Genomic DNA, 23,581 nt, shown 5'->3' on the forward strand with positions numbered 1-23,581 from the left:
AGCACATTGCTTATGAGTAATCGCAAGGGCATCATTCTTGCAGGCGGGTCTGGCACACGCCTGTACCCGGCGACGCTGGCAGTTTCCAAGCAACTGCTGCCGGTGTACGACAAGCCGATGATCTATTACCCGCTCACCACGCTGATGCTGGCGGGTATCCGCGACATTCTGGTGATTTCAACGCCGCAGGATACGCCGCGCTTCGAACAGTTGCTGGGCGATGGCAGCCAATGGGGTATCAACCTCCAATATGCGGTGCAGCCTTCGCCTGACGGGTTGGCGCAGGCGTTCATCATTGGTGCCGACTTTATCGGCCATGACCCATGCGCCCTGGTGTTGGGTGACAATATATTTTATGGGCACGATTTCGTTGCACTGCTTGCCCGCGCCAATGCGAAAGAGGCCGGAGCCACCGTTTTCGCCTATGCGGTGCAAGACCCTGAGCGCTACGGCGTGGTGGCGTTCGATGCCGCCGGGCGCGCGACCAGCCTTGAAGAAAAGCCGCTGCAGCCAAAATCGCGCTACGCCGTAACCGGGCTGTATTTCTATGACAACGGCGTGATCGACATCGCCAAATCCATCAAACCCTCGGCCCGTGGCGAGCTCGAGATCACCGATGTCAACCGCGTGTATCTCGAGCAGCAACAACTGGACGTGCAGATGATGGGCCGCGGTTATGCGTGGCTCGATACTGGCACGCATGAATCGATGCTGGAGGCTGGTCAGTTCATTCATACAATCGAGCAGAGGCAAGGACTGAAAGTGGCCTGCCCTGAAGAAATTGCCTACAGGCGTGGTTATATCGACGCGGAAATGCTAAAGCGCTTGGCCGCACCGCTTACCAAAACCAGCTACGGCAGGTATTTGCTTCGGTTGATTGAAGAGCAGTTGTTTTGAAGGGGATGACTCGATGAAGGTGACGCCCACTAAAATTCCCGACGTGCTGCTAATCGAGCCGCAAGTGTTTAGCGACGATCGTGGCTTCTTCTTTGAGAGCTTCAATCAGCGAAAGTTTGAGGAAGCGATTGGACGCTCCGTGAACTTCGTACAGGATAATCACTCGCGTTCAAGCCGAGGGGTGCTCCGTGGCTTGCACTACCAAATCAAGCAACCGCAGGGGAAATTGGTCCGCGTGATCGCGGGAGAAGTGTTCGATGTTGCGGTCGATCTAAGAAAAAAATCACCGACATTTGGGCAATGGATTGGCGAATATCTTTCCGCCGAAAACAAGAGGCAACTGTGGATTCCGGAGGGATTCGCACATGGATTTCTTGTTGTATCGGAGAGCGCAGAATTTCTCTACAAAGCTACAGATTATTGGGCGCCGGAGCATGAAAGATGTATTCGATGGGATGATAAGGAATTAAGGATTTTATGGCCGAACTTAATATTAAAAAAATTTGTTTCATGTAAAGATAATCTCGGAAAAAAATTTGAGAGCGCAGAATTTTTTTCTTAAAAACTTATAATAAATAAGATTGTAATAAATGGAATATGTCTTGTGATTTAAATAATATGGAATTGCTTCTATTTTCTGGAGTGAGAGTATTGCCAATAAAATTTCTTTAATAAAGTAAATTTTATTGGGCATATTCTTCTTGTTTATCATATAAATAAATCATGAAAGTTGTAATCTTGGCAGGTGGTTTGGGTACTCGTATTCGCGAGGAAACTAGCGTTCGTCCAAAGCCAATGGTTGAGGTTGGTGGCAAACCGATTCTTTGGCACATTATGAAAATCTATTCCCATTATGGAATCAATGATTTTGTAATCTGCTGTGGCTACAAAGGCTATGTAATCAAAGAATATTTCGCGAACTATTTCTTACATATGTCTGACGTCACTTTTGACATGACAAATAACGCTATGGAGGTACATCAGCAAAACGCCGAACCTTGGCGAGTTACATTGGTAGACACCGGCGAGCACACGATGACGGGGGGGCGTCTTCGACGCGTCAAAGAGTACCTTACGAATGAAGAGGCGTTTTGCTTTACCTATGGCGACGGTGTGGGCAATATACCTATAGATAGGCTTATCGCATTTCATCGTGAGCACGGCCTGCTAGCGACGTTGACCGCTACCCGTCCCCCGGGAAGGTTTGGAGCTCTGGATCTTCGCGGCCATATAGTCAATTCGTTTCAGGAAAAGCCGCAAGGCGATGGCGGCATGATAAACGGCGGATTTTTTGTTCTTTCACCCAAGGTCATAGATCTGATCGACGGAGACGACTGTATTTGGGAACGAAATCCACTTGAAACTTTGGCGGCTAAGGGGCAATTGGCGGCTTTTGAGCACGCGGACTTTTGGCAGCCTATGGATACACTGCGTGATCAAATGCATTTGGACGAATTGTGGCGAACTGGAACGGCTCCCTGGAAGGTTTGGAAATGAACGAATCTTTTTGGCGGGGTAAGCGCGTCTTTCTCACTGGTCATACCGGCTTTAAGGGGGGCTGGCTTTCAATTTGGCTCCAACACTTAGGAGCGGAGTTGACGGGCTATGCCTTGACGCCGTCTACCGACCCAAGCCTATTCGAAATTGCTCATGTGGGCGCACATATGACTTCGATTATTGGCGATGTGCGAGATTTGGATGCTCTTAAACTTGCTGTGAAGGATGCCCAACCTGAGATTGTCATTCATATGGCTGCACAGCCACTGGTGCGATATTCCTACGCGAACCCAGTGGAAACCTATAGCACCAATGTCATGGGGACAGTGCACCTCCTGGAGGCCGTACGTTGCACGCAAGGCGTGAGAGCGGTGCTCAATGTCACCAGCGACAAATGCTACGAAAATCGTGAATGGGTGTGGGGTTATAGAGAAAACGAACCCATGGGGGGGTATGACCCCTATAGCAACAGCAAAGGGTGCGCAGAACTCGTGACGGAAGCCTATCGCCACTCATATTTTAACCCGGGTGATTATGCTGCACATGGAATTTCGCTGGCTAGTGCCCGTGCTGGTAACGTTATTGGTGGCGGGGATTGGGCGTTCGATAGACTGATTCCCGATATTATGCGAGGCATTCAGTCCGGAACAGAGGTAATAATTCGCAGCCCTCATGCTATCCGGCCGTGGCAGCATGTGTTGGAACCTCTTTCTGGCTATATGACCTTGGTGGAGCATCTATATGATCGAGGCACTCAATTCTCGGGCCCCTGGAATTTTGGACCCAATGAGAATGATAGTAAGCCGGTTAGCTGGATTGTCGAACAACTGACGGCGCTTTGGGGTGGAGAAGCGCGCTATCGAATCGACTTGGCGGCGGCGAATTTGCATGAAGCACATTACTTAAAATTGGATTGCTCCAAGGCGCGCATGCAGCTTGGTTGGCAGCCTCGTTGGTCTTTGGGCGAGGCGCTTCAGCGAATTGTCGAATGGCATCGGGCTTTCTTACGAGGCGACGACATGCGGCAGTGCACACTGCACCAAATACAACACTATATGGAAGTTGACTGAGAGATTCAGTCGGCCTGCATTTGATCTATCAAGGAAATTATCGTGGAAAAGACCCCAGAACATCTCCGTCAGCAAATTGCCCAACTTGTTGAAGAATATGTCTCAGCAGCTTTACCAGTGGCGGAGTTTGTGCCCGGCACAACGGTTGTGCCGCCATCTGGCAAAGTCATTGATGCCGCCGAATTGAAAAACATGGTCGAGGCATCTTTGGACGGTTGGTTGACGACAGGGCGTTTTAATGAGTTGTTTGAGCAGGGGCTCGCTAAGTTCCTCGGTGTCAAGCACCTGATAACAGTTAACTCAGGTTCTTCCGCAAATTTGGTGGCATTTTCGACGCTAACCTCGCCCAAGCTAGGGGATAGAGCGATACGACCTGGCGATGAAGTCATTGGTGTGGCGGCGGGGTTCCCGACTACTGTAAATCCGATTCTCCAATTCGGCGCAGTTCCTGTGTTTGTCGATGTCCATATTCCTACGTATAACATTGATCCTGCGAAGATTGAGGCCGCCATCAGTCCAAGAACCAAGGCCATCATGCTGGCTCACACGCTAGGAAATCCATATGATCTGAAAAAAGTGCGCGAAATCTGTGATAAGCACAATTTATGGCTTATTGAAGACTGCTGTGATGCGCTCGGCTCGACCTTTAACGGGCGGTTAGTTGGAACCTTTGGCGACATAGGGACATTGAGCTTTTATCCTGCTCACCATATCACAATGGGCGAAGGAGGCGCTGTCTTTACAAATAACTACGAATTGCGACAAATTGCCGAGTCATTCCGGGATTGGGGCCGAGATTGTTATTGTGCTCCAGGAAAAGACAATACTTGTGGGAAGAGATTCTGCTGGAAGCTAGGTAACTTGCCTGAGGGGTACGATCACAAATATACCTATTCCCATTTGGGCTATAACCTGAAAATTACCGATATGCAGGCAGCCTGCGCACTTGCACAGTTGGATAAGCTGGAAGGTTTTATTCAAACCAGAAAAGATAACTTCAATTTTCTGAAAAATCGTCTGAAAAGTTGCGAGGAGTTTTTGATTCTCCCGGAAGCCACTCCGAACTCAGATCCATCTTGGTTCGGTTTTCCAATCACCATAAGGGAGGATGTGGACTTCAATAGAGTGGATTTGTTGCAATATCTTGACCAAAACAAGATTGGCACGCGGTTGTTGTTTGCAGGTAATCTGGTCAGGCAACCTTACATGATCGGTAGAGAGTATCGTGTTAGCGGTGATCTTAAAAACAGCGATCGCATTATGATGGATACGTTCTGGCTCGGTATCTATCCGGGGTTATCTCGAGAAATGCTGGAATATACAGCGTCCAAGCTCGAGACATTTTTAGGGATTAATTTCTAAGGCTTCAGAATGACCGAATTTCGTAATCTGTCATTACCAGGTTGTTTGGAAATCAGACCAAATGTCTTTGACGATGAACGAGGGTGTTTCGTTAAAACTTTTCATCGAGATGTATTTGAATCGGAAGGGTTAAATACGACTTGGAATGAAGAATATTATTCGAAGTCTTATCGCGACGTAATTCGTGGACTGCACTTTCAAGTACCGCCGCACGATCACGTGAAGATGGTTTATTGCCTACAGGGCCGCGTGCTCGATGTAATTGTTGATTTACGTCAAGGGTCCCCCTCCTGCGGTCGATTTGAGACGATAGAGTTGAGTTCAGAGTCAGGGAATATCGTGTACATCCCTTCGGGGATAGCGCACGGCTTTTGCGTGTTGACCGAGCATGCGACGATGCAATACAAGGTATCCACAGTTTACTCAGCCGAACATGATTGTGGTATTCGTTGGGATTCCATTGGTTTTCGATGGCCAATCGTGACTCCTATTATCTCGGCACGTGATAAGGGATTTCCAGGGTTAGATGCATTCAAATCCCCATTTAGGTTTGGACATGACTAAGAAGACAGCGCTGATCACCGGCGCGACAGGATTTATCGGCGGCGCGATTGCCAGGCGATTAAGTGAGCTTGGGTGGGGGGTTCATACGCTTGTTAGGCAGAGTTCAAACCTTGACCAAGTGCTTGGGGCGGATACTTGGACTGGAGCGCACGTTCACGATGGCACTACCGAGAGCATGCTCAGTATATTGAATGAAGTAAGGCCTGACATCATCTTTCATTTGGCATCATTGTTCATTTCGGAGCACAGTGCAGGTGACGTTAGCAAATTGATAGAGTCCAATCTGCTTTTTGCGACACAGTTGGCAGAGGCCGCCACGCCGGCTGGCGTGAAAGGCTTCATTAATACGGGCACCGCATGGCAGTATTACCAGGGCAGCACCTACTGTCCGGTCAATTTGTATGCTGCGACCAAACAGGCATTTGAGGATATTTTGAGCTGGTATCACGACGCCAGAGGGTTGTCGTGCGTGACTTTAAAGTTATTTGACACATACGGTCCTGGCGATCGGCGACGGAAGTTAATAAATATTCTTGTCGATGCATCAAAGAATGGCACTGTGCTAAATATGTCTCCTGGCGAGCAGATTCTAGATTTGTGCCACATTGATGACGTTGTCTCCGCATACGTTAGAGCGGCGGATATGCTACTAGAGCAGTCGGAGCCGATGTTTCAGGATTACATGATTTCTGGAGAGCGATTGCGCTTGCGTGACCTTGTCGCTCTGGTAGAACGAGTGGCTGGTCGCGCACTTCTCGTGGATTTCGGGGGACGACCTTATCGAGCTCGCGAAGTCATGCAGCCCTGGAACGATTCCACAAAGTCACTCCCGTCTTGGCGACCTTCAATCGGCTTGGAGCAAGGGGTAAGGCAGCTCCTCAGCATATAGGGTTTCGTATGTCTCTATTAGGCACATCTGACGAGGGACAGGGGCAAAAAGCCAAGGCAGATCTTTTATGGGGATTTATTGCGCAATCCCTGCAATATGGCGCTGGGTTGCTGCTGTTGCCGGTTCTTGTCACGCGACTCACTTCCGAGGAAGTGGGATTTTGGTTTGTCCTACTGGCTGTTCAATCGCTGGTGGGACTCCTTGACTTCGGTTTTTCTCCGACTTTTGCGCGAAATTTCACTTTCGTTTTTTCTGGAGCACGAGAGCTACGTCGAGAGGGGGTATCCGAGAAATCGGGGCAAATCAATATTAAGCTTTTGGCAAGTCTCGTGGGATCTGCCAAAGCGGTCTACTTGCTGTTGGCGCTTGCTGCGATGTTGCTCCTCTTGGTTGGAGGGACGAGTTATGTGCATCTTCTAATAGAGAAATCCCCGTCGCTACGAAATCCGATGGCCACATGGGTAGTATTTTGTCTGACAGCGGTTTTGAATATTGCTTTGTCTTGGCAAAATGCGTTGCTTCTAGGAGGGCATCGTGTGCGGGGCAACTATCAAATTGGGATAGTCAATCGCGTCAGCATGTTGATCGCCAGTTGGATCGGTTTGCTTTTGTTTCATCAGTTGTTTGTCGTGGCAGTGGCATATGCGATCGGAGTGGTGCTCTCTCGTGCGTTGGGCTGGTACCTCTGTCGAGACTTGCTTCGGGCGTTACCTAAAGTCAAAAATAAACTTGATTGGGAAGTTATCCAAGCTATTTGGTATAGCTCAAGTCGAATGGGGTTGGTTACCTTTGGGGCTTTCCTCATCAACCGCTACAGTGTGTTTGTTGTTTCGTACTTTTATGGCTTGTCGCAATCCGCAAGTTATTCCATAGCGCTTCAGATGCTTTCGGTAGCCGCAGGTATGGCGCAAGTGGCTTTCGTTACTTATTTACCTCGGCTTGCTGCCTGCAGGATAAGTGAAGATCATGATCTTTTAAAAAATTACTTTATTCGTTCTAATTTGTATGCTTGGGCCATATTTTTCTGTATTGCCTTCGGCATCATTTTTCTCAGTGATTGGTTGCTGCTCGTTATCCATAGCAAAACAACAATGCCGGCACGCCCTTTATTGATTTTAATGGCTGTAGTGGCGTTTCTTGAGTGCAATCACTCCAATGCTGCCCTGGTAATTACCACAGAGAATAAAGTTCCGTTTGTGGCAGCGGCGCTATATTCAGGTCTGGCAATATTTGTTCTTGCCTCGCTTGCTGGTTGGGAGCAACTTGGTGTTTGGAGCGTTGTGGCTGCGCAAGGACTGGTTCAAGTCGCCTACAATAATTGGCAGTGGCCCTTGAGGGTCCATCGGGAATTGAAGATTCACTGGAGAGATTATCGGCATGCTCTCTACAGGGCTGGACCACAGAATTAAAAGCCATGAATTTTTTTACTTATGTAGATTGCTTTAGCGCTCACAATCACATTCAATCTCTATGTGTTTATGACGGTGGAGGGTATGCTTCGCCGGACGTATCGATCGTTATTCCGACATTTCGACGCCCGGCGCTGCTGGAGCATGCATTGCTCTCTGCGCTAAATCAAGAGTGTGCGGAAAACTATGAAGTTATCGTTGTCGACAATGATGGTGAGGCTCAAGATAAAGAAACATGGGATATTATTCAAAAGCATAAACATCCAAGATTGCGCTACTTTCGAAACTCAGAAAATTTAGGGATGTTCGGTAACTGGAATCGAGGGTTATTATTAGCGCGAGGACATTGGGTCACCATCCTTCATGATGACGATGTATTGGCACCTGACTTCTTGAGGACAATGAGGAGGCATTATTTGGCTGGTGATGCTTCAAGGCGATTGTTGTCATGTGAAATTTCCATTCTGGATGAGCGCTCTTCGCTTCCACAAACGATGTCTTTTCTCGGTCTCTTGCGAACTAAATTAACGCGATATGCGGAGGGAAAACTAAAAGAGCGAGTGTTAGACGATTATTTTTATGGTTATCCGCATAGCGGTACCTTGGGAATTGTTTTTCATCGCGAATCTGCAATCTCTTTGGGCGGGTTCAATCACCGAGATTATCCTTCAGCAGATTATTTTTTTTTTACGAAATATGTTGAGAGGTACGGTTCAGCTCATTTAGTTTCATGTCTCGGAACGTATAGAATCGCCAAGAATGAAAGCTTGCGAGACGAGGTGATGGTCGCGTGGATTAAGCAAGGATATGAATTCCGTTGCGTCATGAGTGAGAGACACTATCCACGCTCTCGATGGCGACGTTTCTTGTGTAAGGTTATTACCATTTCTCAGGCGTATCAAGTGAGAAAAGCCTGGGGAGGGAGGTATGATGTGCCTCTATTGCTGCGAAGTATCAACAGTTCACTAGGTATGGTTAATCCAATTATCGCAGCGTTCTATGGGATTTTATCGCGAATTCGGATGGCCTTCTTTTATATTCGGCAAAATTAAAGCGTCGACATTTTTACGTAGCGTCTTGCCGCTATCAGCCGAGACAACTGCGGTCAGCATCGCCAGCCGTTAGGCGCATTTCTTGAAACGAGGTTTCGCTGTGAAAATTATGTGAACAACGAGGCTGCCACAAATTGACAATCGTTTGGCGTTTCAAGTGGCGGCTTCGTCCGCGGAAGCGGACGCTTGCTATGCAGTATAGTCTTCTTCATATTCCCGGAATCGCTCCACGACAAGGCACGCATTGCTGGACGGTAAGGGTATTTAATCAAGGCATCTGTTCGTTTTATTTACGCGCCAAACCAAGCCATTTTTCAGTAACTCGAATTAGTTAAGATGTTCCTGCCACTTATGCATAACGTAGCACACTACTGGAGTTTGTGCCCGTCGATATGTCATCTACTCAAATGTGGAGGAGTATCACATGACGCTTGATTTGGCGGAGCGGGGAGAATATCGTGCGGCTCGAGCATGTGTCATGTTGTTTGTATTGTCAACGTTCATCAGCTATGCGTATGTTTTTGGAACGGGAACCTATAATGGAGATTTTTACGGTGCTCCGGAAAAATTGGGGTTTTTCGGGCAGACCGGTGTGCTGATAGCTGCTCTGATTCCATATGTCTTTGGATGGTATTTGTATAGATACTTTAAGAGTAAAAATCAGCGTCGAACGGTCAGAGTTCCGTATCAAAGCGTGGCGTGTGTTTTTTTTATTGTTGTTATTTGGTTCATTGCAATTGCAATGAAATATGATGTCGGCGTGATTGGGAGAGATGCTTACGTCGCGCCACCGTTCATTAAATTTATAATTCAGATTTCTAATCGGATAAATCCTTTTTATATTGGCGTTTTTTTTATTCTAACGAACAGAGAATCGCGAAAGACATTGTGGCTCGGTATTGTGTTGCTTTTAGCGCTAGGTATGCTTCGCGCCAGCCTTGGCGTTTTTCTGTATGTTGCGCTAGCGTTGTTGATCAGAAATTATCGAGAAATTGCGAGCTGTGTGCGTCGTAATAAAATGAAGGTTTTAATTGCTTCCTTGCTGTTTCCTTTGATTGTAAGTCAACTATATTCGGTCCGAGGGACGTTGCGAGGCGATCGTCCGGCGGGAAGCAGTCCGCCAATCTCCGAGGTCGTTGTGGGTAAGCTTGCTGGTCGACTATCCAGTTTCTCCGACAGCGCGCTGATTTTCCAGAAGAGCGGGTACTTCGAGTCGGCCGTAAATCGTCTTGACGATCTTTACTTTTTTAAGCAAGCGTTCGGGGGGATCTTCGGTGCCGAGTTCATTCCTGAAGTAACTCCTGAGAGGATGTTGGTGAACGTCTCCGGAGGCGACTACGTGAATGTTTCGTTCATGACAGGCTTGCCGGGAAATCTTTATTTGGCTTGGCTTCTTTCGCCAGCCGTCTTTATTTTAAATCTGTCGCTAGTTTTGTTGATGTGTCTGGCTATCTTTATTCTGGCCAGGAAACTGAGAACACCTCTGGCTAATGAGTTTGCTCTTGTGCTGGTGCTCTATCCATTAACAAGTGGAGTTGGTAATGAATTTTCTTCTGTGATTATTTCTCTTTTAAGTTTTTTATTAATTTTTTTATTACTCACAATATTTAATAAAAAAAATAGAAAGGTTGCTTCAAATTTTAGTTAAATTAAGGCGCCGACTTTAGATCTTGTGTTAATCAAGCTTATATCTATGCGTTTCTTGTTTGTTCTGACAGAACTTCCTTATCCATCACATCGAAATGGTGTGACGCTAATTAATTACGAAATTATTTCCCGAGCGCCAGCGGATGCCAAAATTGATTTGCTGATCGCGGATACTGAGAACGAAGTCGCAGAGAAAGCCTTGCGCGCCATCGCCCCTCAATTGGGAGAGATAACGTATGTTGGACTGTGCGGCGATCGGCGATATCGGATTGGGAATTTGATTAGTGGCGCAATCAGTGGTCGCTGCATTTTTGAATCGGCGATTGCAGTACATTACCTGCGGAGGCATGTCCATAAGTTTGACGCGATTTATGTTGCGCCGCTGATGACTTATATAGATGTAGGTCGATTTGAAAATGCTTTCTTAAATGCGGTTGACTCTTTCTCGAGATTAAACGCAAATTCGTATAAGAGCACTGGGCGTAAAATTGATCTAATAAAAAGTCAGCTCTATCGTTGCTATGAAAAGAAGGTGCTTGCGCGTGTCGCTCTTACAAGTTTCGTGAGCCGTGCGGATATGGAGTACGTTCGCGCACAGAGGCGGGAATTACCTCTTGTGTGCACCCCGAATGGTGTGGATGCGGACTACTTTAGACCAAGAGCACAAAAACCGGAGCCATTTAGTCTTATCTTTACTGGTAATTTTTCTTATGGCCCTAATAAGGAAGCTGCACTGTATTTCGTCAGAAATGTTCTCCCCCTCCTAATAGCTCGCCATCCAAAAACTCACCTCTACCTTGTAGGTCGAAATCCACCGTCGGAGCTTGTTGGTTCGTCTGGTGTGACGGTAACCGGATTCGTTGAGGATATCCGCGAGTTCTATGTGCGGTGTTCAGTTTTTGTCTGTCCGTTACTCGGCGGCGCTGGGATCAAGAATAAGGTGCTTGAGGCGATGGCTTGTGGTGTTCCCGTCGTTACAACTCGCCTCGGCGCTGACGGGATTGACGGAATCAACGCCGGGGAACATTACATGTCCGCTGAGACGCCTGCTGAGTTCTTTCGATGCCTAAATGAAATCTGGGAGAATCCAGAAAAGGCTGAGCGCATGGTGGAAGCTGCCAGGGGCGTAATTGTGAATCGAATGAAATGGTCTCAAATTGTGGCTAATTATTATCAACATCTCGCGACTGTTAGTAAATATGCAGTACAAGTAAGGCGGTAACTGTGAAAGGTATTTATACGATAATTGTGCCGTCACTGGATCGCACCGGTCCGGTAAATGTTGCCTGTGACTTAGGTCGTGAGGCGGCGAATCGAGGATGGCGTGTACGTCTTCTGAGCCTGTCGAAAGGCTCGGCGCGCGACGATACGGGCTTTGCTGAGGAGGTGCGCCCTTTTCGTTTAAGCGATCTGTGGACGCTCCGCGGAGTTGTCCACACGCATTGTTTACGGCCGGATCTGTTAGGTGGAATCCTCGCACTAAACCGAAACTGTACTCTGGTGACCACGGTTCATAATTTTTTTCTCTTAGATGTTGGTTTTGGGTATCCGCGCCCCTTGGTCTGGCTTGCCTGGCATCTCTGGAGGCGAACCCTACCAAAATATGATCATGTTGTTTGCATTTCAAATGCTATGCGCAGGTACTACCGACGTATTCTACCTTCTCAATCTTTCGCCCTCGCTTATAATTTTCGAGCAGAGCTGCCAATGGTAGATGATATGCCTGGAATGGTAAGCGAGTGGATAGATAGTCAGCGTACGCAACATCGTCACTTGCTTGTGTACGTTGGTGGGTTATCGCGCCGCAAAAATTTGGCAGCTGCCATTAATTTTTTGCGGCGACGACCGGACTGTGCTCTATTGATATGTGGTGACGGGCCACAACGATCGCTGCTCGAGCGCCAGGTGTGCGCGATTGACCTTGGCGAGCGTATCTTTTTTACTGGTCAAATCCGGAATCCCCGCCAGGCGATCTTGAACGGAGACATGCTTGTGTTGCCCTCTTTTGCTGAGGGCTTCCCGTTGGTTGTACTTGAAGCCGCATCTTTGGGGGTACCGTCTCTCTTATCCAATATAGCGGTTCACCGCGAGTTGTGCAAACTAGGTTTCGGCGTTACGTTTGACCACCGCCTTGGATCAGATTTTCCAGCGAAGGTAGATAAAATCCTTCGTGAGTTTCCTGTGCCGGACCAGACTTTGCAGGAGCTTTGGCAGCGAGAATACTCCCTTAGCGCTGGATTCTCCCGCTACGAAACTTTATTTATGTCGTCTTCGCCTGTTTCTCCGCAATGATCGCCCAAGAGTCCATATGTTTCTCAATCGTCAGCCATGGGCAGGGAGAACTTGTTGCCGCACTGCTTGCTGACCTTCTGCGTCTCAACGTTATTAATCCGAGCCACGATGAAATCGTTTTGACGTTTAATATTCCTGAGGATGAAAGCTTTCTGAATGCTTTTTCATCACTCCCTATTCGTGTGCTGCGTAATCATCAACCCAAGGGGTTTGGTGCTAATCATAACGCCGCATTCAAAATCTCCTGCGCGAGGATTTTCGCGATCGTCAATCCGGATGTACGCTTGGTTGATTTTGAAACAGCTCCAATGCTAGGCATCCTCGCCAACCGAAAGGTGGGCCTTTGGGCTCCGCGTGTGATATCTAGTGATGGAAAATTGGAGGACAGTGTACGGCGCTTCCCAACTCTTTTAAGATTCTTGCGCCGTGTTCTGCTACGTCAGCGTAACGCGGACTACTTTGCTCAATCCCACCCGCTCGTTGTCGATTGGGTTGCTGGCATGTTTATGGCCTTGCGCCGGGATACCTATTCCGCGATTGGCGGGTTTGACGAACGGTACTTTATGTATTTGGAGGATGCAGACCTCTGTAAGAGATTGGGCAAAAATAATCTGCAAGTTGTTTTTGATCCACGCATATATGTGGTCCACGATGCTCAGCGTGCAAGCCGTCGAAATTGGCAGCACATGCGATGGCATTGTAGAAGTGCAATCCGCTTTTTATTTGAGATATGAATAATTTCTGAAAATTAACAAGAGTGGAACTCACTACATGCTAAGAATTCTTGTCGTTGGAGGCGCCGGGTATATTGGATCACACATGGTCAAAATGCTAGGGCGGTTTGGGTGCAATGTGACCACGTTAGACAATCTGTCCTCCGGTTACCGTGATGCTGTATTGTTCGGCGAGTTCGTTCAAGGGGATATGGGTGACGAAGCGTTACTGAATCAGATTTTGACGCGAGGTTTCGACGCCGTCATGCATTTCGCATCTTGTATTCAGGTTGGTGAGTCGATGCGGAACCCAGAGAAGTACTATCAGAACAATGTGGTCAATACTCTCAATCTGCTTAATGCTATGCGAGATAAGGGGGTGATGCGCTTAATTTTTTCGTCTACTGCAGCAACGTTCGGTGAGCCGCAATATACTCCGATTGATGAGCGCCACCCTCAGCAGCCCATAAATCCCTATGGCCGCACCAAGTTGATGGTTGAACAAGCTCTGGCCGATTATGACAACGCGTATGGCCTAAGGTACGTGGCTCTGCGTTACTTCAACGCAGCCGGTGCTGATTCGGAGGGGCAGCTTGGCGAGCGGCACGACCCGGAGACTCATCTCGTTCCCTTGGTGTTACAAGCGGCCTCGGGGCGCCGGCCGCACGTAAGTATTTACGGACGGGACTATGACACACCAGATGGCACCTGCATTCGCGACTATGTCCATGTTGAGGATTTGTGCTTTGCTCATTGGTTGGCGCTTCAATCGTTGATGGACGGAGCGACGAGTCAAGTCTATAACCTAGGGCATGGTAGCGGGTTTTCGGTGCGAGAGGTGATTGACACGGCGATGCGTGTTACAGGCCGCGAGATTGTGGTGCTGAACGAGTCTCGACGTGCTGGCGATCCTGCACGCTTGGTTGCCAATCCAGCATTAGCGAACGCATCGCTGGGCTGGAGACCTCAGTATTCAGATCTTGTGACGATCATTAAGCATGCTTGGAGTTGGGAAAATAAACGTGTTTGAATCGATTTTTAGCTTGACCGTGCGAAAACGCCCTTGGATTGATTCGCCCTGAAAACTAGCTGAAGTCATGGAGCGGACGTGCGGCGATGAGTCAACCCTCGCTGGGAGGCATCAAGCGGTGAATGACCACTAACTGCAAGCGCTTAGTGATGCCGCGCATAATTCGATTTAAGGTGGTCGTGGCGAGGCTAGTCAGGCTCGTAATCTGTCGTCGCACCCAATCGAAAGCTAGTTTGATGACGGTAAACACCAACCTAACGCGCAATAAGCAGTGCAATCCCGCTGGGCGAGCATGAGAGTTGGTGATGGGGCGCTGCCATGAGCTAACGTGGCTTATGGGACTCTGTATTGGTAGGATATTATGAAGAAAGTTATCCCGGTTGTTCTTGGGGGCGGCATTGGTACGCGGCTCTGGCCTCTTTCGCGAGCAGGTCTTCCTAAACAGTTTCTTGTATTCTCGGGTACAAACAGCCTTTTCCAACAGGCAATCCAGCGTGTAAACGTTATAAATGCGGAAGATATAACAGTTGGTCAAACCATTGTTGTTGCTAACGAAGAGCATCGATTTTTGGTGCTTGAACAATTGCGCGAGCTCAGTTCCGTATCGGCAAATATTTTGCTTGAACCTGTGGGAAGAAACACGGCGCCGGCACTTACGTTGGCGGCGTTACAGGCCTCAAGCGAGGGTGATGATCCAATTCTCGTCGTAACGCCCGCTGACCAGTATGTGGCTGATCCTGCAGCATTCTCAGCAGCGCTCCAACGAGCCGTCCGTGTTGCCGCCTCGGGCGCTATCGCGACGCTGGGCGTCGATCCTGATCGTCCAGAAACGGGGTACGGCTATATTCGCTGCATCGGAGAACCGGGCAAAAGCGGCGAATACGCTGTCGCGGAGTTTGTCGAGAAGCCGGATATCGAAACAGCGCGAACATATGTGGCCAGCGGAGACTATGCGTGGAATAGCGGCATATTTGTGCTTAAGGCCAGCGTCTGGCTCAATGCTTTGCAGCAGTTCCGCGCCGACATCTGGGACGCCGCCAGCAAAGCGTGGACTGGACGGACGCTGGATACCCCATTCAGTCGCCCCGATCGGCACACCTTTGAATCAATACCGCCCGATTCAATTGATTACGCAGTCATTGAGAAGTGTCCGGGTTCAAGCTTTGCAATCGCAATGGTGCCTCTGTCAGCTGACTGGTCTGATCTGGGGGCGTGGGATGCCGTATGGCAAGTGGGGCGTAAGGACCAAGACGGGAATGTTTTACAGGGCGATACCCTCGCCGTTAATACTCAGGACTCAGTCATTTACGCTAGCACCCGGTTGGTTGCGACCATAGGGGTTAGTAATCTAGTTGTGGTGGAAACGGCTGATGCGATTCTCGTCGCAGAGAAGAGCCAAAGCCAGCAGATAAAGAAAATAGTAGATACGCTAAAGTCGGAAAAACGCAACGAACACACGCTTCACCGGAAAGTCCATCGACCTTGGGGCTGGTACGACAGCATTGACGAGGGGGGGAGATTCAAAGTAAAGCGCATCCAAGTGAAACCTGAGGCTAGTTTGAGCTTGCAGATGCACCACCACCGAGCTGAACATTGGGTTGTCGTATCAGGGACCGCAGAAGTCACAAAAGGGGATAAAACGTTAATTTTAAAAGAAAATCAGAGTATCTATATTCCGTTGGGAGAGGTCCATCGTTTGGCCAACCCTGGTAAGATTCCGCTTGAGCTTATCGAGGTCCAATCCGGTAGTTACTTGGGGGAGGATGACATTGTGCGGTTTGATGACAACTACGGGCGTCACTAATCGATTTGTCACTTTTCCGGGGTTCTGGGATCCGCCGGGAGTCAACCTCAAACTTTACAATTCGTAATAAATCTCAGGGTTCGGCTAGGTATAATCCCTAAAACCCAAGTCTCCCTGTGACTTATGCTCAACCTCGCCTTTAGCTTCCTCATTGCGTTTCTCGGCACGTTGGGCATCGTCCATTACGCCCATCTGCATGAGAAATTCTCTACCGACCACGATCTGGACGGCGTGCAGAAGTTTCACGTCCGGCCGGTGCCGCGGGTGGGGGGCGTTGGTATCGTCCTGGGTGCTCTGGGCGCGGCCTTGCTCCTGTTGTTCCGCTACCCGTGGTTTGCTGGGCAAACGCTGATTTTGCTGGCCTGCGCCGCCCCCGCATTTGGCGCTGGCTTCGTCGAAGATGTAACCAAACGTGTCAGTCCGCGTGCCCGGTTGTTCTGGACCATGGTGGCGGCGCTGTTGGCCAGTGTGGTCATGGGGATCCGCATTGAGCGGGTCGATATTCCCGCGCTCGATCCGTTGTTCGCCTTCGTCCCGCTGTCCATCGCGTTTACGGTCGTCGCGGTCGCCGCGTTGGCCAACGCCATCAATATCATCGACGGGTTCAATGGACTGGCCTCGATGGTGGCCACGCTGATGTTTATCTCGATGGCCTACGTGGCGTTCAAGTTGGGCGACGCGTTGGTGTTGACGATTGCCTTCATCATGATCGGTGCGATTCTGGGGTTTTTCGCCTGGAATTACCCGTTTGGCTTGATTTTCCTGGGGGATGGCGGCGCCTATTTCATCGGCTTCATGCTGGCGGAACTGGCGATCCTGCTGGTGGTGCGGCACCCCGAGGTGTCGGCTTGGTATCCGGTGTTGATGTTTATCTATCCGATATTCGAGGTCATTTTTTCCATCTATCGGCGCCGTTTTATCAAGGGCAGCCCGCCGGACCAGCCTGACTCTCACCACCTGCATACGTTGATCTACAAGCGCGTGATGCGCTGGGCCGTCGGCTCTCGCAACGCGGCGGCGCTGACCCGGCGCAATTCGTTCACTTCGCCGTATCTCTGGATGCTGTGCCTGGCGGCGGTATTGCCGGCAACGCTGTTCTGGCGCTACACCTGGGTGTTGGTGGGGTGCGTGTGCCTGTTTGTGCTGTTTTATGTCTGGTTGTACACCTGTATCGTCAAGTTCCGCACGCCGCGTTGGCTGATTTTTCGGCGGCATGCGCAGCCCCGCCACCGTAAAAGCTGACGAGCTGCCGGGCTGATTGGCCAAGACCCGTGAAAAATCGTAACTTCCGTGGTTTTGCCAGGTTTTTGCGCCGACACTTCAATTTTTACCGTCCTTTCCCCGATTTCTCATGACCACTCCCGTCGCCCACCTCTCCCCCTCCATCTTCAAAGCCTACGACATCCGCGGTGTTGTCGGCCAAACGCTCGATGTGTCGATTGCCCGCCAGATCGGCCGTGCCTTTGGTTCGGCGGTGCGCCGCAAGGGCGGCGACGCGGTGGTGATCGGGCGCGACGGCCGGCTGTCCGGGCCGGAGTTGGCCGGTGCGCTGGCCGAAGGGTTGCGGGCCGCCGGTGTCGACGTGGTCGATCTTGGCGTGGTGGCCACGCCGATGGTGTATTTCGCCACCAGCGTGCCGTTGGGCGGGCGCGTCGTGAGCTCCGGCATCGTCGTGACGGGCAGCCATAATCCGCCCGATTACAACGGTTTCAAGATGGTGCTGGACGGCAACGCGATTTATGGCGAGGCGATCCAGGCGCTGTATCAAAGCATTGTGCAGGGCGATTTTACCGATGGCGCCGGCGCTTATGCGACGCATGAGATCGCCGACGCTTATGTCGAGCGCATTGCCGGCGACGTCAAGCTGGCCCGTCCGCTGAAAATCGCGGTGGATTGCGGCAACGGCGTGGCCGGCGCGTTCGCGCCGCGGCTGTTCCGCACGCTGGGCTGCGAAGTCACCGAATTGTTCTGCGAGGTGGACGGGCATTTTCCGAACCACCATCCCGACCCGGCCCATCCGGAAAACCTGCAGGATCTGATTCGTTGTCTGCGCGAGACCGACGCCGAACTGGGCCTGGCGTTCGACGGCGATGGCGACCGGCTCGGCGTGGTCACCAAGGACGGCCAGATCATCTACCCCGACCGCCAGCTGATGCTGTTCGCGCAGGAAGTGCTCTCGCGCAATCCGGGCGGCAAGGTGATCTACGACGTCAAGTGCACCCGCAATCTGGCCCCATGGGTGCGCCAGCACGGCGGCGAGCCGCTGATGTGGAAAACCGGCCATTCGCTGGTCAAGGCGAAGTTGAAGGAAACCGGTGCGCCGCTGGCCGGCGAGATGAGCGGGCATATCTTTTTCAAGGACCGCTGGTACGGCTTCGACGACGGCTTGTACACCGGCGCGCGTCTGCTCGAGATCGTCAGCGCCACCGATGACCCGGGCGCCATGCTCAATGCGCTGCCCGAATCGCTCTCCACGCCCGAACTGCAGTTGAAATGCGCGGAAGGCGAAAACTTCACGCTGATCGACAGGCTGCGCGAAACGGCGAAATTCGACGGCGCCGAGCAGGTGATCACCATCGATGGCCTGCGCGTCGAGTATCCCGACGGCTTTGGCCTGGCACGTTCTTCCAATACCACCCCGGTCGTGGTGCTGCGCTTCGAAGCCGACGACGAGGCCGCGCTGCGGCGCATTCAGGCGGCATTCCGCACGGCGATTCTGGCCGTCAAACCCGACGCGCCACTGCCTTTCTGACACTCCCCTGCAGGGGCAAGGGGGCCGAAAACCCCCTTCGCCTGCCGTCGGCACGTTAAAATCCCACTTTTGTCCTTGAGGCGCGGGCCGCTGCCCGTGTCAGCCGATGCAGGTCTTGATCGTTAAAGTCTCCTCGCTGGGGGATGTCGTCCATTGCATGCCGGTCGTGCAGGACATCCTGCGGCAATATCCCGACGCCCGTATCGATTGGGTCGTGGAGGAGGGTTTTGTCGATCTGCTTCGGCTGGCGCGCGGCCTGCATCAGGTGATCCCGTTTGCCTTGCGGCGCTGGCGCAAGCATTTGTTGGCGGCTTCCACCTGGCGTGAAATCGGTGCATTCCGACGGCGCCTGCGCGAGCAGCGCTACGATGTCGTAATCGACACCCAGGGCCTGCTCAAGACAGGGCTGATTGCCCGTGCCGCGCGCGGCACCGTATGGGGGCTGGGCAACGGCATCGAAGACGCGGGTTACGAATGGCCGGTGCGCTATCTCTATCACCACATGCAGTCGATGGAGCGGCGCACCCACGTGGTGACGCGCTCGCGGTTGCTGGTCGCCGCCGCGCTCGGGCTGGAACTGCAAGAGCCGATCGATTTCGGGCTGGACGCCGCGCGCGCCGATCACAGCGCCTGCCCGTCGGGGCGCTATGCGGTATTCGTCCATGCCACGTCGCGCGGTAACAATCTCTGGCCCGAACCCGACTGGATTACCGTCGGGCGGGCACTGCTGGCGCATGGCACGCAGGTGGCGTTGCCGTGGGGCTCCGAGCTCGAGCGCACCGTCAGCGAGCGGCTGGCGGCGGCGATGGGGCCCGGCGCGGTGGTGCCGCCGAAACTGAATCTGTCCCAGGTGGTGGGCCTGATCGACGGCGCGGCAGTCACGGTAGGTGTCGACACCGGCCTGGTGCATATAGCGGCGGCGCTGCAGCGGCCGACCGTCGAATTGCATAATTTCAACTCGGCGTGGCGCGTCGGCGGCTTCTGGTCGCCGCACATCATCGACCTCGGCGACGGCAGGCAAAGGCCCACCGCGCAGCAGGCGCTCGATGCGCTCGTGCGCCTCGGGCAATTGCCGGCTACGGCGCCTGTTCAAACGGAAAAGGAACGTGCATGACGGCATCCAGCCAGATCGTTGAAGTTGCAAATGCGGATTGGCACGGCGCTCGGCTCTCGGCGCCACGCGAGGCATTGCTGGCCGCGGTGGAGGAGGGCAAGGTGCTGTATTTCCCCCATCTCGCCTTTGCGTTGCGTGACGATGAGTTGCGCCTGCTCACGCCAACCCTGGCCGACCCCAAGCGCAAGAACATCAGTCTCGATCCGGCCAATGGGATGCTGCACGGCGTCGATTCCGACACCCCCACCGAAGCGGCCATTCGGGCCATGGTCAAGCGCTACTACACGCAGGCCTGCGCGCTGGTCGACGGACTGTTCCCGGAGTATCACGCGCACTTGCGCGCGGCGCCGACCAGCCTGCGCCTGCATCAGGTCGAAACGCGTCAAACGTCATGGCGCAAGGATGACAGCCGCCTGCATGTCGACGCATTCCCGTCGCGGCCCAACTACGGCGAGCGCATCCTGCGCGTGTTCACCAACGTCAATCCCGCCGGCACACCGCGCGTGTGGCGCGTCGGAGAGCCGTTCGAGGCCGTCGCAACCCATTTTCTGCCGCGCGTGCCGCGCCAGTGGCCGGGCTCGGCCTGGTTGCTCGACAAGCTCGGCATCACCAAACGGCCGCGCAGTGCGTACGATCACATCATGCTGCATCTGCACGACGCCATGAAGGCCGATCTCGAATACCAGAAGCAATGCACGCAGCAAACGCTGCCGTTTCCGCCCGGCAGCGTCTGGGTGTGTTTCTCCGACCAGACTTCGCATGCGGTCATGTCGGGCCAGTTCATGCTCGAGCAGACGTTTTTCCTGCCGGCCAGCGCGATGGTGCACCCGGAATGCTCGCCGCTGGCAATCCTGCAACGCCTCACGCAGCGCGCGCTGGTTTGATGCTGCGCGCGCTCTATTCCGCGCTGTGGTGGCTGATCGCGCCGCTGGCCGTCGTGCGCCTGCTGTGGCGCAGTCGCCAGGAAATCGGCTATCGGCAGCATATCGGCGAGCGCTTCGGCTGGTACGGCGAGGCTGCGGCGCAGCCCGGCGCGCGGCCGCTGATCTGGATTCATGCCGTGTCGGTGGGGGAGACCCGCGCGGCCGGCCCGCTGATCGAAGCGCTGCTGGCGCGCTACCCCGATCATGGTGTGCTGCTGACTCACATGACGCCGACTGGCCGCGCCACCGGCGAGCAGTTGTTCGGTGAGCGCGTCATACGCTGCTACGTGCCCTACGACATGCCGGGGGCGATTCGCCGCTTCCTGCGCCATTACCGGCCCCGCGTGGGCCTGGTGATGGAAACCGAGGTCTGGCCCAATCTGATCGCCGTGTGCGCCGAGGCCCGGGTGCCGCTGCTGCTGGCCAACGCCCGCATGTCGGCCCGCTCGCTCGCCCGGGCGCTGCGCTTTGGCGCGGCCACGCGCCCCGTGTTCGGCGGCTTCACGCGGGTGCTGGCGCAAAGCGACGCCGACGCCGAACGTTTGCGCATGCTGGGCGCGATGGAGGTCGACGTGCTCGGCAATCTCAAATTCGACATGGTGCCGCCACCGCACTTGCTTGCGCTCGGCCGCCGATGGCGCGCGCGTTTTGGCGCGCGCCCGGTATGGCTCGCGGCCAGTACGCGTGACGGCGAAGAAGCGCTGATACTGCAGGCGCGCCGGGCGCTGGGCATCGACGCGTTACTGATTCTGGTGCCACGCCATCCGCAGCGTTTCGGCGAGGTGGCCGCTTTGCTCGACCAGCAGGGCCTGCGCTACGTGCGCCGCTCGCAATGGCCCGACGGCGATACGCCGTTGCCGGCCGAGGTCGACGTGCTGCTGGGTGATTCGATGGGAGAGATGACGGCGTATTACGCCGCGTGTGACGCCGCCTTCATTGGCGGCAGCCTCTTGCCGCTGGGCGGCCAAAACCTGATCGAAGCCTGCGCCGCGGGCGCGCCGGTGGTGTTCGGCCCGCATATGTTCAACTTCTCGCAAGCCAGTGCCGACGCACTCGAGGCCGGCGCTGCCTGCCGCGTGACCGACGCGGTTGAACTGGGCGCCGAAATGCGCAGCCTGCTGCGCGACACGGCGCGGCGCGACAGCATGCGAACCTGTGCGATGCTGTTTGCTTCGCAGCATCAGGGTGCTACCGCACGCACCGTGGCGGCGCTGGCGCCGTGGCTGGAAAGGGCGGGGGCACCGGGGAATCCCGGCCAGATGGACGAGGGCGGTGCCGCGTTCGCCGCGGCACTGGATCAATAAGCGATCAGTAGACCGCCATTGTCGGGTCGACCTGGCGTGCCCAGGCGTCGACCCCGCCGCTCAGGTTGAACAACTCGGAAAATCCCTGCCGCGCCAGGAACATCGCCACCTGCAGGCTGCGTGCCCCGTGATGGCAAATGCACACGATCTCGGCGTCCGGGTCGAGCTCGTTGAAGCGCTGCGGGATCTGTCCCATCGGGATGTGCACGATGCCCGGCAAATGGCAGGTCTGTACTTCCCAAGGCTCGCGCACGTCGAGCAGGACCGGAGGGCGGCGGCCGGCGTCACCTAGCCAGGCCGCGAGTTCGTTGGGTTGAATTTGTTGCATCGAAGGCCGCTCGGGCGTCAGAACTTGAATTTCGACGGGCGGGGCGCGATCAGCGGCGTGACGTCGGTCTCGAACAGATTCACCGTGCGATAGTCGTTCTCCGCCACTTTCGTGATCAGGCGCGCTTCCATCACCGGCGAATCGCCGATGAACGCGGCCAGCCGGCCGCCCACCTTGAGCTGCTGCAGAAACTCCTCGGGCAACTGCGCGAGCGAGCCGGAAATGGCGATCACATCGAACGGCCCAGCTGCGGCCCAGCCGCGCGAGCCGTCGCCTTCGACCACGTCGACGTTGACCACGCCGTTGTTGCCGAGGTTGTCGGTGGCCAGCTTGACCAGCGCCGGCGCGATTTCCACCGTGGTGACGTGGCGCGCGCAAAAGGCCAGCAGGGCAGCCATATAGCCCGAGCCGGTGCCGATTTCCAGCACGTTTTCATGTTTGCCGACGGTCAGTTCCTGCAGGATGCGGGCTTCGACGCGCGGCGCCAGCATGTGTTGCCCGGTCGCCCTGGCGTTCGGGCCCAGCGGGATTTCCATGTCGACGAAGGCCAGGTCGCGATAGAGGGCCGGAACGAAGTTCTCCCGTTTGACCACCGAGAGCAAATTGAGCACATTCTGATCCAGCACATCCCACGGCCGGATCTGTTGCTCGATCATATTGAAGCGTGCCTGTTCGAAGTTCATGTGGCTAACCGTAAAAAGTGCTGCGAAAACAGAAACCGCGATTTTAGCAAATTATCGGTTCGTACGGCCCCGGAGGTGGTCCGGCGGGGTGCGCGCCGGGCGTACCTGGTTTATGCTGTGGGCCCCGCGGGAATGAGTTATCGTTGAAAGTGGTGTACGGCGTGAGGGAGGCAGGAGAAGGCGGTGGCGATTGAAGGAGAATGTTGCTTTCCACAGTAACACTTCCCCAATCGAACTCCACCACCATGGCG

At 53.4% G+C, this 23,581-nt stretch carries 22 protein-coding genes; 20 read left to right on the plus strand and 2 right to left on the minus strand.

Going from position 1 to position 23,581, the window contains the following annotated elements; translation table 11 throughout:
* The first annotated feature begins 12 nt into the window (after nt 1-12).
* The 20 genes from rfbA to waaA all read left to right on the plus strand — a co-directional run bounded on the left by rfbA (nt 13) and on the right by waaA (nt 22,319).
* Nucleotides 13-897, plus strand: coding sequence for a glucose-1-phosphate thymidylyltransferase RfbA (rfbA, locus tag EPN80_RS07805; protein ID WP_293025513.1), 885 nt, complete (start codon nt 13-15; stop codon nt 895-897).
* A 13-nt stretch (nt 898-910) separates the two neighbouring features.
* The gene (rfbC, locus tag EPN80_RS07810) at nt 911-1,459 is read left to right on the plus strand and encodes a dTDP-4-dehydrorhamnose 3,5-epimerase (protein ID WP_293025514.1); all 549 of its coding nucleotides are present in this window, start codon (nt 911-913) and stop codon (nt 1,457-1,459) included.
* Nucleotides 1,460-1,620: 161 nt separating this feature from the next.
* The gene (gene rfbF, locus EPN80_RS07815) at nt 1,621-2,394 is read left to right on the plus strand and encodes a glucose-1-phosphate cytidylyltransferase (protein WP_293025516.1); all 774 of its coding nucleotides are present in this window, start codon (nt 1,621-1,623) and stop codon (nt 2,392-2,394) included.
* On the plus strand, nt 2,391-3,464 hold the full coding sequence (gene rfbG / locus EPN80_RS07820) for a CDP-glucose 4,6-dehydratase (RefSeq protein WP_293025518.1): 1,074 nt from the start codon (nt 2,391-2,393) through the stop codon (nt 3,462-3,464). The genes rfbF and rfbG overlap by 4 nt, the downstream gene beginning before the upstream one ends.
* Nucleotides 3,465-3,500: 36 nt before the next feature.
* A complete protein-coding gene (gene rfbH, locus EPN80_RS07825; protein WP_293025550.1) occupies nt 3,501-4,826 on the plus strand; it encodes a lipopolysaccharide biosynthesis protein RfbH in 1,326 nt (441 codons plus the stop codon).
* 9 nt (nt 4,827-4,835) lie between these two features.
* Nucleotides 4,836-5,390: a dTDP-4-dehydrorhamnose 3,5-epimerase gene (gene rfbC, locus EPN80_RS21100; protein ID WP_366929071.1), complete on the plus strand. Its 555-nt coding sequence runs from the start codon at nt 4,836-4,838 to the stop codon at nt 5,388-5,390.
* Entirely contained in the window at nt 5,383-6,279 is an 897-nt protein-coding gene (locus EPN80_RS07830; RefSeq protein ID WP_293025520.1) for an NAD(P)-dependent oxidoreductase, read from the plus strand. The genes rfbC (EPN80_RS21100) and EPN80_RS07830 overlap by 8 nt, the downstream gene beginning before the upstream one ends.
* Nucleotides 6,280-6,287: 8 nt before the next feature.
* Nucleotides 6,288-7,688: an O-unit flippase-like protein gene (wzx, locus tag EPN80_RS07835; protein WP_293025522.1), complete on the plus strand. Its 1,401-nt coding sequence runs from the start codon at nt 6,288-6,290 to the stop codon at nt 7,686-7,688.
* Nucleotides 7,689-7,693: 5 nt separating this feature from the next.
* Nucleotides 7,694-8,740: a glycosyltransferase family 2 protein gene (locus EPN80_RS07840; RefSeq protein ID WP_293025524.1), complete on the plus strand. Its 1,047-nt coding sequence runs from the start codon at nt 7,694-7,696 to the stop codon at nt 8,738-8,740.
* A 424-nt stretch (nt 8,741-9,164) separates the two neighbouring features.
* Nucleotides 9,165-10,388, plus strand: coding sequence for an oligosaccharide repeat unit polymerase (gene wzy / locus EPN80_RS07845; RefSeq protein ID WP_293025526.1), 1,224 nt, complete (start codon nt 9,165-9,167; stop codon nt 10,386-10,388).
* Nucleotides 10,389-10,433: 45 nt separating this feature from the next.
* Nucleotides 10,434-11,609 carry a glycosyltransferase family 4 protein gene (locus tag EPN80_RS07850; protein ID WP_293025528.1) on the plus strand — a complete coding sequence of 392 codons (1,176 nt, stop codon included), beginning with the start codon at nt 10,434-10,436 and terminating at the stop codon, nt 11,607-11,609.
* A gap of 2 nt (nt 11,610-11,611) precedes the next feature.
* Nucleotides 11,612-12,679 carry a glycosyltransferase family 4 protein gene (locus EPN80_RS07855; RefSeq protein ID WP_293025530.1) on the plus strand — a complete coding sequence of 356 codons (1,068 nt, stop codon included), beginning with the start codon at nt 11,612-11,614 and terminating at the stop codon, nt 12,677-12,679.
* The gene (locus EPN80_RS07860; RefSeq protein ID WP_293025532.1) at nt 12,676-13,413 is read left to right on the plus strand and encodes a glycosyltransferase; all 738 of its coding nucleotides are present in this window, start codon (nt 12,676-12,678) and stop codon (nt 13,411-13,413) included. Before EPN80_RS07855 ends, EPN80_RS07860 begins: the two co-directional genes overlap by 4 nt.
* A 37-nt stretch (nt 13,414-13,450) precedes the next feature.
* Entirely contained in the window at nt 13,451-14,422 is a 972-nt protein-coding gene (gene galE, locus EPN80_RS07865; protein ID WP_293025534.1) for a UDP-glucose 4-epimerase GalE, read from the plus strand.
* 361 nt (nt 14,423-14,783) lie between these two features.
* Nucleotides 14,784-16,226 carry a mannose-1-phosphate guanylyltransferase/mannose-6-phosphate isomerase gene (locus EPN80_RS07870; RefSeq protein WP_293025536.1) on the plus strand — a complete coding sequence of 481 codons (1,443 nt, stop codon included), beginning with the start codon at nt 14,784-14,786 and terminating at the stop codon, nt 16,224-16,226.
* A gap of 123 nt (nt 16,227-16,349) precedes the next feature.
* Nucleotides 16,350-17,468 carry a glycosyltransferase gene (locus tag EPN80_RS07875; RefSeq protein ID WP_293025538.1) on the plus strand — a complete coding sequence of 373 codons (1,119 nt, stop codon included), beginning with the start codon at nt 16,350-16,352 and terminating at the stop codon, nt 17,466-17,468.
* 109 nt (nt 17,469-17,577) lie between these two features.
* Entirely contained in the window at nt 17,578-18,978 is a 1,401-nt protein-coding gene (locus EPN80_RS07880) for a phosphomannomutase/phosphoglucomutase (protein ID WP_293025540.1), read from the plus strand.
* A gap of 106 nt (nt 18,979-19,084) precedes the next feature.
* Nucleotides 19,085-20,092, plus strand: coding sequence for a lipopolysaccharide heptosyltransferase I (waaC, locus tag EPN80_RS07885; protein ID WP_047214904.1), 1,008 nt, complete (start codon nt 19,085-19,087; stop codon nt 20,090-20,092).
* Nucleotides 20,089-20,976 carry a Kdo hydroxylase family protein gene (locus EPN80_RS07890; RefSeq protein ID WP_293025543.1) on the plus strand — a complete coding sequence of 296 codons (888 nt, stop codon included), beginning with the start codon at nt 20,089-20,091 and terminating at the stop codon, nt 20,974-20,976. Before waaC ends, EPN80_RS07890 begins: the two co-directional genes overlap by 4 nt.
* A complete protein-coding gene (gene waaA, locus EPN80_RS07895; RefSeq protein WP_293025545.1) occupies nt 20,976-22,319 on the plus strand; it encodes a lipid IV(A) 3-deoxy-D-manno-octulosonic acid transferase in 1,344 nt (447 codons plus the stop codon). The genes EPN80_RS07890 and waaA overlap by 1 nt, the downstream gene beginning before the upstream one ends.
* Nucleotides 22,320-22,323: 4 nt before the next feature.
* Here waaA and EPN80_RS07900 read toward each other — a convergent pair whose 3' ends face one another.
* Nucleotides 22,324-22,647: a rhodanese-like domain-containing protein gene (locus tag EPN80_RS07900; RefSeq protein ID WP_047214901.1), complete on the minus strand. Its 324-nt coding sequence runs from the start codon at nt 22,645-22,647 to the stop codon at nt 22,324-22,326.
* Between the two features lie 17 nt (nt 22,648-22,664).
* The gene (locus EPN80_RS07905) at nt 22,665-23,330 is read right to left on the minus strand and encodes a protein-L-isoaspartate O-methyltransferase (protein ID WP_047214900.1); all 666 of its coding nucleotides are present in this window, start codon (nt 23,328-23,330) and stop codon (nt 22,665-22,667) included.
* Nucleotides 23,331-23,581 lie beyond the last annotated feature (251 nt).

Source organism: Pandoraea sp. (assembly GCF_004297875.1).
Classification (GTDB): Bacteria; Pseudomonadota; Gammaproteobacteria; order Burkholderiales; family Burkholderiaceae; genus Pandoraea.

Bases quoted from the DNA above. Each gene is read 5' to 3' on its own strand.
- rfbA (WP_293025513.1), top strand. From the start codon at position 13: ATGAGTAATCGCAAGGGCATCATTCTTGCAGGCGGGTCTGGCACACGC.
- rfbC (WP_293025514.1), top strand. From the start codon at position 911: ATGAAGGTGACGCCCACTAAAATTCCCGACGTGCTGCTAATCGAGCCG.
- rfbF (WP_293025516.1), top strand. From the start codon at position 1,621: ATGAAAGTTGTAATCTTGGCAGGTGGTTTGGGTACTCGTATTCGCGAG.
- rfbG (WP_293025518.1), top strand. From the start codon at position 2,391: ATGAACGAATCTTTTTGGCGGGGTAAGCGCGTCTTTCTCACTGGTCAT.
- rfbC (WP_366929071.1), top strand. From the start codon at position 4,836: ATGACCGAATTTCGTAATCTGTCATTACCAGGTTGTTTGGAAATCAGA.
- EPN80_RS07830 (WP_293025520.1), top strand. From the start codon at position 5,383: ATGACTAAGAAGACAGCGCTGATCACCGGCGCGACAGGATTTATCGGC.
- wzx (WP_293025522.1), top strand. From the start codon at position 6,288: ATGTCTCTATTAGGCACATCTGACGAGGGACAGGGGCAAAAAGCCAAG.
- EPN80_RS07840 (WP_293025524.1), top strand. From the start codon at position 7,694: ATGAATTTTTTTACTTATGTAGATTGCTTTAGCGCTCACAATCACATT.
- wzy (WP_293025526.1), top strand. From the start codon at position 9,165: ATGACGCTTGATTTGGCGGAGCGGGGAGAATATCGTGCGGCTCGAGCA.
- EPN80_RS07850 (WP_293025528.1), top strand. From the start codon at position 10,434: ATGCGTTTCTTGTTTGTTCTGACAGAACTTCCTTATCCATCACATCGA.
- EPN80_RS07860 (WP_293025532.1), top strand. From the start codon at position 12,676: ATGATCGCCCAAGAGTCCATATGTTTCTCAATCGTCAGCCATGGGCAG.
- galE (WP_293025534.1), top strand. From the start codon at position 13,451: ATGCTAAGAATTCTTGTCGTTGGAGGCGCCGGGTATATTGGATCACAC.
- EPN80_RS07870 (WP_293025536.1), top strand. From the start codon at position 14,784: ATGAAGAAAGTTATCCCGGTTGTTCTTGGGGGCGGCATTGGTACGCGG.
- EPN80_RS07875 (WP_293025538.1), top strand. From the start codon at position 16,350: ATGCTCAACCTCGCCTTTAGCTTCCTCATTGCGTTTCTCGGCACGTTG.
- EPN80_RS07880 (WP_293025540.1), top strand. From the start codon at position 17,578: ATGACCACTCCCGTCGCCCACCTCTCCCCCTCCATCTTCAAAGCCTAC.
- waaC (WP_047214904.1), top strand. From the start codon at position 19,085: ATGCAGGTCTTGATCGTTAAAGTCTCCTCGCTGGGGGATGTCGTCCAT.
- EPN80_RS07890 (WP_293025543.1), top strand. From the start codon at position 20,089: ATGACGGCATCCAGCCAGATCGTTGAAGTTGCAAATGCGGATTGGCAC.
- waaA (WP_293025545.1), top strand. From the start codon at position 20,976: ATGCTGCGCGCGCTCTATTCCGCGCTGTGGTGGCTGATCGCGCCGCTG.
- EPN80_RS07900 (WP_047214901.1), bottom strand. From the start codon at position 22,647: ATGCAACAAATTCAACCCAACGAACTCGCGGCCTGGCTAGGTGACGCC.
- EPN80_RS07905 (WP_047214900.1), bottom strand. From the start codon at position 23,330: ATGAACTTCGAACAGGCACGCTTCAATATGATCGAGCAACAGATCCGG.